General features: G+C 69.9%; 9 protein-coding genes. All 9 read right to left on the reverse strand.

Annotated elements, in window-relative coordinates:
• The coding region (locus tag VGC47_14775) for an amidohydrolase family protein (protein HEX9856572.1) at positions 1–300 on the reverse strand (300 nt) is incomplete at its 3' end.
• Between the two features lies 1 nt (position 301).
• Positions 302–1,219, reverse strand: a complete 918-nt coding sequence (locus VGC47_14780) for an aspartate carbamoyltransferase catalytic subunit (protein ID HEX9856573.1) — start codon at positions 1,217–1,219, stop codon at positions 302–304.
• Complete coding sequence (pyrR, locus tag VGC47_14785; protein HEX9856574.1) at positions 1,216–1,758, reverse strand: bifunctional pyr operon transcriptional regulator/uracil phosphoribosyltransferase PyrR; 543 nt, start codon at positions 1,756–1,758, stop codon at positions 1,216–1,218. The genes VGC47_14780 and pyrR overlap by 4 nt, the downstream gene beginning before the upstream one ends.
• A 250-nt stretch (positions 1,759–2,008) precedes the next feature.
• Positions 2,009–2,374, reverse strand: a complete 366-nt coding sequence (nusB, locus tag VGC47_14790) for a transcription antitermination factor NusB (protein HEX9856575.1) — start codon at positions 2,372–2,374, stop codon at positions 2,009–2,011.
• Entirely contained in the window at positions 2,371–2,931 is a 561-nt protein-coding gene (efp, locus tag VGC47_14795; GenBank protein ID HEX9856576.1) for an elongation factor P, read from the reverse strand. Before efp ends, nusB begins: the two co-directional genes overlap by 4 nt.
• Positions 2,928–3,989 carry a Xaa-Pro peptidase family protein gene (locus tag VGC47_14800; protein HEX9856577.1) on the reverse strand — a complete coding sequence of 354 codons (1,062 nt, stop codon included), beginning with the start codon at positions 3,987–3,989 and terminating at the stop codon, positions 2,928–2,930. The genes efp and VGC47_14800 overlap by 4 nt, the downstream gene beginning before the upstream one ends.
• Positions 3,990–4,023: 34 nt before the next feature.
• Entirely contained in the window at positions 4,024–5,082 is a 1,059-nt protein-coding gene (locus VGC47_14805; GenBank protein ID HEX9856578.1) for a 3-dehydroquinate synthase family protein, read from the reverse strand.
• Positions 5,067–5,579 carry a shikimate kinase gene (locus VGC47_14810; protein ID HEX9856579.1) on the reverse strand — a complete coding sequence of 171 codons (513 nt, stop codon included), beginning with the start codon at positions 5,577–5,579 and terminating at the stop codon, positions 5,067–5,069. The genes VGC47_14805 and VGC47_14810 overlap by 16 nt, the downstream gene beginning before the upstream one ends.
• Positions 5,580–5,587: 8 nt before the next feature.
• Positions 5,588–6,745, reverse strand: a complete 1,158-nt coding sequence (aroC, locus tag VGC47_14815; protein HEX9856580.1) for a chorismate synthase — start codon at positions 6,743–6,745, stop codon at positions 5,588–5,590.
• Positions 6,746–7,011: the final 266 nt, after the last annotated feature.

Below are 7,011 nucleotides of genomic sequence, written 5' to 3' on the forward strand. Positions count from 1 at the left end.
GAGGTGACCTCGGTCGATCGGCGGATCGGTGTTCGGCATCGCCACGAGCGCCGTGTAGCCGCCTGCCGCAGCCGCCGCCGACCCGGAGACGATGTCCTCCTTGTGCTCCTGACCCGGCTCCCTGAGGTGGGCGTGGAGATCGACGAAGCCCGGCCCGACCCACGCCCCCGATGCATCGAGCACCGTGGCCCCGTCGCGCCGGACACCCTCACCGACCTGGGCGACGATCCCCTCGCTGACGAGCACGTCGGCTCTCATCGGCCCGTCGGGCGTCACCACCAGGCCGCCTCCGATCAGCACGTCATTCAACGGTCACGCCTCCCATCAGGTGGTAGAGAGCCGACATGCGGACGGCGACACCATTGGTCACCTGCCCGAGCACCAGGCAGCGGGGGTCGTCGGCCACGGCGGCGTCGATCTCGATCCCGCGGATCATCGGCCCGGGGTGCAGCACCACCGTGTCGGGCTTGAGCCTGCTCATCCGCTCTCTGGTCATCCCGAAACGCCCCCGGTACTCGGCGTTCGACGGGAACACGGATGCTCCTCCTCGCTCGGCCTGCACCCGCAGCAGGTAGACGACGTCGAACTCGGTCAGTATGTCGTCGAGGTTGCACGACGTGCCCACCGGCCAGCCGGTCGTGTCGAGCGGCAGCAGCGTCGGCGGCGCGATCAGCGTGATCTCGGCGCCGAGCGTCGCCATCGCGAAGACGTCGCTGCGGGCGACGCGGGAGTGTCTGACGTCCCCGACGATGGCGATGCGGAGCCCGTCGAGGCCTCCGAAGCGCTGCCTGATCGTCAGGCAGTCGAGCAGCGCTTGGGTCGGGTGCTGGTGGGCGCCGTCCCCCCCGTTGATCACGGGCACGTCGACCCACTCTGCGACCCGCCACGCCGCCCCGGTTGCCTCGTGGCGCACCACCATGCAGTCGACACCCATGGCGTGGATGGTCAGCACCGTGTCCTTGAGGCTCTCGCCCTTCTTGAGCGAGGACGTGCTCGGTGAGAAGGACATCATGTCGGCCGAGAGGGCTTTAGCCGCCTTCTCGAAAGACATCCTGGTGCGGGTCGACGGCTCGAAGAACAGCGTCGCCACGGTCTTCCCTCGCAGCGCCGGGACCTTGGGGATCGGCCGGTGGAGCACGTCCAGGAACTCGTCTGCGCTGTCGAGCAACGACTCGATCGCCGCCCGGTCGAGCGTCTCCGTCGTCAGCAGGTGCCTCACGCATCACCTCCGAGGTGGGCGGCGTCGATGAACACGCCTTCGTCGGCATCGACCGACCGAAGGCGGACGGAGACGTGCTCTCCGAGGGACGTCGGGATGTTCTTGCCGACGTAGTCGGCCCTGATGGGAAGCTGGCGATGGCCCCGGTCGACGAGCACGGCGAGCTGAACGACGGCAGGCCGCCCGAGGTCGGCGAGGGCATCGAGTGCCGCCCGTATCGTCCTGCCGGTGTAGAGCACGTCGTCGACGAGCACGACGGTGCGTTTGTCGATATCGACCGGGATCTCGGTCGGGCCGAGCGAGACGGTCGGCCTGCTGTCCAGATCGTCGCGGTACAGGCCGATGTCGAGCTTCCCCGACGGGATGGGAGCGCCCTCGATGTCGGCGATCTCGCCGGCCAAACGCTCGGCGAGCGGGACGCCCCTGGTGTGGATACCGACGATCACGAGGTCGGAGCCGCCCTTGTTCCTCTCGAGGATCTCGTGGGCGATACGCCGCAGCGCCCTGGCGACGTCGGCGTCGTCCATGACCCGCGTCATGGCACGGCCGTCCGGGCGCGCCGCAAGCAGGTGGGTCCGGCAAGGTGGTGGCCACTGCGCACGGCAGCCCCGAGTCGTGGCGACATGTCTCCGCCTCTTCCTTTCCGGCCTCTCGGGACCGGTCTTAAAGGTGTCAGAAGCCCAGCGCGGGCGTCAAAGAGGACGGTAGCACGCCGTGCTCGCCACCCGGCTCCTCGCCGAGGACGGGTTGATCCTCGATGCTTGCGTGGCCGCGCCCCTCGTGCGGGCGTCACGCCAGCTTGGCGAGCACTCCGTTCACGAATGCGCCCGATCGCTCGGTCGAGTAACGCTTCGCCAGCTCGACCGCCTCGTCGATCACGACCCCAAGCGGCGTGTCCGTGTGTCTCAACTCGTAGAGGGCGAGGCGCAGGATGGCGCGGTCGACGGCAGGCATCCGCTCGATGCGCCACCCGGACGAGACCGCCCCGATCTCGGCGTCGAGCGCCGCCAGATGCTGCCACACCCCCTCCGTGAGGCGCCTCGCACGCGCCGAGAGGCCTTCGACGACGGGGACCGCTCCGAGTGAGTCGGCGGCATACAGCGCCTCGAGCGCCTGGACACGCGCTTCCGGCCTGCGAGGTTGGTCGTCCCTCAGGACACCCTCGTGATGTAGCCCCCGCTGCGGGTGTCGACCTTCACGACGTCTCCCTGGTCGACGAACAAGGGAGCTTGGATGACGAGACCGGTCTGCAGTGTGACGGGCTTCGTCGCCCCCGACACCCGGTCGCCCTTGACGCCGGGCTCGGCGTAGGTGACCTCGAGCTCGACGGACGCCGGGAGCTCGATTCCGATCGGCTTCCCTTCGTACAGGTGGACCTGGACGCTGGCGCCTTCCACCATGTAGTGGGACGCTTCGCCTACGAGCTCTCGTGAGATGGCGATCTGATCGAACGTCTCGCCGTTCATGCAGTGAAACCCGAGGTCGTCTCGGTAGAGGAACTGGAAGTCCTGCCGGTTGATGATCGCCCTGGGGACGTCTTCCTGCGCCCGGAAGGTCCGGTCGACGACGGCGCCCGAGTCGACGTTGCGCAGCTTCATGCGCACGAACGCCTTTCCCTTGCCCGGCTTGACGTGTTCTGAGTCGATGACCTGGAACAGCCCGTCCGGGAGGTTGAGCGCCATCCCCGAGCGCACGTCGTTCGTGGAGATCATGCCGGCTCCAGCTCCTTGCTCGACGTGGTGAGCACCTCGTGGCCTGCTTCGGTGACGAGGACCATGTCCTCGATACGCACTCCGAACCGGCCGGGAAGATACACGCCCGGCTCGATGGTGATCACCTGGCCGGGAGCCAGCACCTCCTCGGAGCCGCGCCGCACCGCCGGGCTCTCGTGGATATCGAGCCCGACCCCGTGGCCTGTCGAGTGCAGGAAGTGCTCCTCGTAGCCGTGGCGTCGCAGCACGTCCCGGCAGACGGCGTCGACGGCGCCCGCCTCGACCCCGGGCGCCACGGCCGCGATCCCCTCCTCGTTGGCCTCCAGCACGGCGGCGTGGACGGCGGCCACCTCGTCCTCGACGTCGCCGCCGACCCAGACCGTGCGGGACATGTCGGAGTGGTAGCCGTCGACCACGCAGCCGTAGTCGAGCAGGAGCACCCCGTCGCCCAGCTTGTCGTCCCCTGCCCGGTGGTGCGGCCTTGCCGCGTTGGGTCCCGTCGCCACGATCGGGGGCCACCCGGCCTGATCGCCTCCCGCAACCTTCATGGTCGACACAAGACCGTCGCCGAGCTCGCCTTCCGTGGCGGCGCCCATCCTGAGGGCGTCGAGCGCCGTGAATGCTGCGTCACCGGCCAAGGCGGCGCTCCGCAGCGCGGCGATCTCGTCGGTGTCCTTCACGACCCGGTACGACTCGACGACGCCCGTCGCCGCGGTGAGCTCGGCGCCGCTCGCTGCCTGGAGCTGGCGGACGAAGTCCCAGGAGACGTGGGCCGCTTCGAGGTCGACCGCCGGGGCGGAGCCGATGGTCTCGGCGAGCCGGTCCGGCAGTCCTGCGCTGTACACGACGAGGTTCGTCGCCGTCAGGCCGGCAACGAGGGCTGAGGCGACCTCGCCGTAGCGCCCGTCTGTCACGAAGGTGGACCCCTCCGGCGTGACGAACAGGTAGCCGCTGCTCCCGGTGAAGCCGGTGAGGTAGCGGATGTTGGCCAGCGACGTGACGAGGAGGGGGCGCTCCAAGTCTCCGGTGAGGCGCTCGAGGCGTTTGGCGTGATTCATCGGCTCTCCGGATCGTCGGGGTGGCGCCGTCGCCTCAGTCGATCCCGACCGAAGCGAGCGCCGAGGCAACGGTAGCCCGGCCCGCATGGCGGACGACCGGCCTGCCGATGGCCTCGAGCAGCACCATCCGCAGGCCGTTCTCGTCGCGTTTCTTGTCGAGGGCGACGAGGTCGAGCACCGCAGCGCTCGAAACCGCCGGGGCGCGCACCGGCAAGCCGAGTGACTCGATGATCCGATCGTGCCGCGCCCTCTCCCCGAACCCCGATTCCCGCTCGGCGACCGCGGCGGCCGCCGCCATGCCGATGGCGACGGCGTGGCCGTGGGGGATGCCGGTGGCGGCTTCGACGGCATGGCCGATGGTGTGGCCGTAGTTGAGGTGCGTACGGGCGCCCGACTCCTTGAAGTCGGCGGACACGAGGGCGGCCTTGACGGCGATCGAGCGCGTCACGACCGCGCTCATCGGCGCCTCCAAGCCGTGGCGCTCGTACAACTCGACGAGGGCCGGGTCCCCGATGAACCCCGTCTTGAGAGCCTCGGCGGCGCCCTCGACGACGAGGTGGTCGGGGAGCGAGGCAAGGAGGGCGGGGTCGACGAGCACGACCGCAGGGTGCTTGAAGGCGCCCACAAGGTTCTTGCCGCCCACGTTGACGCCCGTCTTCCCTCCGATGGCGGCATCGACGGCGGCGAGCAGCGTGGTCGGCACGAGCACTGCCTCGAGGCCGCGCATGTACGTGGCGGCGACGAACCCGGCCAAGTCGATGACGGTCCCTCCGCCGACGCCGACGACGGTGTCGCTCCTCGCCATCCCTCGCGAGTTGAGCCACAGGTAGCATGCCTCGGCCGCCGCCAGGGACTTCCCCTCTTCACGATCCGGGATCTCGTGTACGGCCGTGTCGAGCCCGGCCGCCGCCACCCGGTCGGCGAGGGCGCCGGCGACCGCCGCCGCCCCCGGTTGGGTCACGAAGGCCACGCGGCGCCTCGCGGGGCGTTCCGGCAGCAGCAGGCGCGCCACGTCGGGCGAGTCGACCACACCGGCCTCGACGAGCACCCGGGATGCGACGGCGCCCCCCTCTTCGATCAGGATCTCTTCCACAGCTCTCCGATGGTCGATGCGACGGCGCCCACGTCGAGGGCGTCGGTGTCGATGACGGTGTCGGCCGCTTCGGTGTAAGCGGCCTGGCGCGCCGCGGCGATCTGCTCCACGTCCTCGCCGACACTCTCCGATGCGAGCAGCGGGCGGGTTCGCCCGTCACCGACGCGCTCCGCCAGGGTCGCCGGAGCTGCCCGGAGCCACACGATCGTGCCGCTGCGCCGCATGACGGCCACGTTGGCGGGGTCGAGCACCGCTCCACCCCCGGTGGCGATCACGGACGGCTCACCACCCTCTGCGTCGATGATGGCGGCGCTCTCCATCTGCCGGAACGCTTGTTCTCCGACGGTCCCCCACAGCTCGGCGATCGAGCATCCCGCCCGCCGGGCCACGACATCGTCTGTGTCGACGAAGCCGGCGTCGACCATGGCGGCGGCTGCCATCCCGGCGGCGCTCTTGCCGGATCCCATCATCCCGATCAGCCACAGGTGGTCAGCCATGTCGGGATTCAGAACGAGGCGAGCCGTTTGCGGTACGCCTCGAGCGCCTCGGTCATGTCGCCGATGGTGTCGCCCCCGAACTTTCGCTGCATCTCCTGGGCGAGGACGATCGCCACCATCTGCTCGGCGACGACACCCGCCGCCGGGACGGCGCACACGTCGCTGCGTTCCCGGAACGCCTTCTCGGGCTCTCGCGTCACCACGTCCACCGTGTCGAGGGGCTGCATCACCGTCGAGATCGGCTTCATGGCGGCCCGGAGCCGCAGGACGTCGCCGATCGTCATCCCTCCCTCGGTACCGCCTGCCCGGTTCGTCGTGCGGTGATACCCGGCCCCCTGCTCGTGATAGATCTCGTCGTGAGCCGCGGTCCCCCTGCGCCCCGCCGACGCGAAGCCGTCGCCCACCTCGACGCCCTTGATGGCGTGGATCGACATGAGCGCCCCCGCCAGCAGGCCGTCGAGCTTCCTGTCGTGGTGGACGTGGCTCCCGATGCCGGGAGGCAGGCCGTAGGCGAGGACCTCGACGACGCCGCCGAGCGTGTCCCGGTCGGCCTGGGCGGCTTCGATGGCGGCCACCATGGCCCGCTCGGCTTGGCGGTCGAACGCTCGGACCGGCGACGCGTCGATGGCGGCGAGGTCGGCAGGGGTCGGCAGCGCCTCGCTGGTCGAGGCGGCGTCTCCGATCGAGACGACGTGGCTCACGATCTCGACGCCGAGCTCGGCGAGCATGGTCTTCGCCAGATAGCCTGCAACCGTCCGGGCGGCGGTCTCTCTGGCAGAGGCCCGTTCGAGGATGTCGCGGGCGTCGTGGGTGTCGTACTTGAGCATCCCGGCGAGGTCGGCGTGCCCCGGCCGCGGCGCGGTGAGCTTTCGACCGGCGCCGTCGCCCGGCTCGGGCGACATCTGCTCCTGCCACTTGGGCCACTCGGTGTTTCGCACGACGATCGCCACCGGGCTGCCGAGCGTCTTGCCGAACCGCACCCCGCCGAGCATCTCGATCTCGTCCTGCTCGAGACCCATCCGCCTGCCACGCCCGAACCCCGATCGTCTCCTCGCCAGCTCGGCTGCGAGACCGGCACGCGTCACCGTCAGCCCGGCAGGCAACCCCTCCACGATCGTGACGAGGGCGGGACCGTGCGACTCACCTGCGGTGAGGAACCGAAGCATGTTCCGAATGGTAGGTCGAACCCCACTCACCGCCGCGACGCGTCGGCCCGGCACGCCACCGTGCTCATCCCCACACACCCACCGTGCGGCACCTCCAAGCCAGACCCAACTTTGACCTGTCCCAGAAGTGGACTTCCCCCGCTTCTCCGGACACCTAGCGTCTGGGGCCTTCAGGGCCCCGAGAGAGGAGAAGCGTGCCTGCACCGTATCCACCAGAGTTCCGCCGCAGGGCCGTGGAGTTGGCCCGGGAGGCGGGTAAGCCGATC

This window comes from Acidimicrobiia bacterium (assembly GCA_036396535.1).
Taxonomy (GTDB): Bacteria; Actinomycetota; Acidimicrobiia; order Spongiisociales; family UBA5794; genus DASWKR01.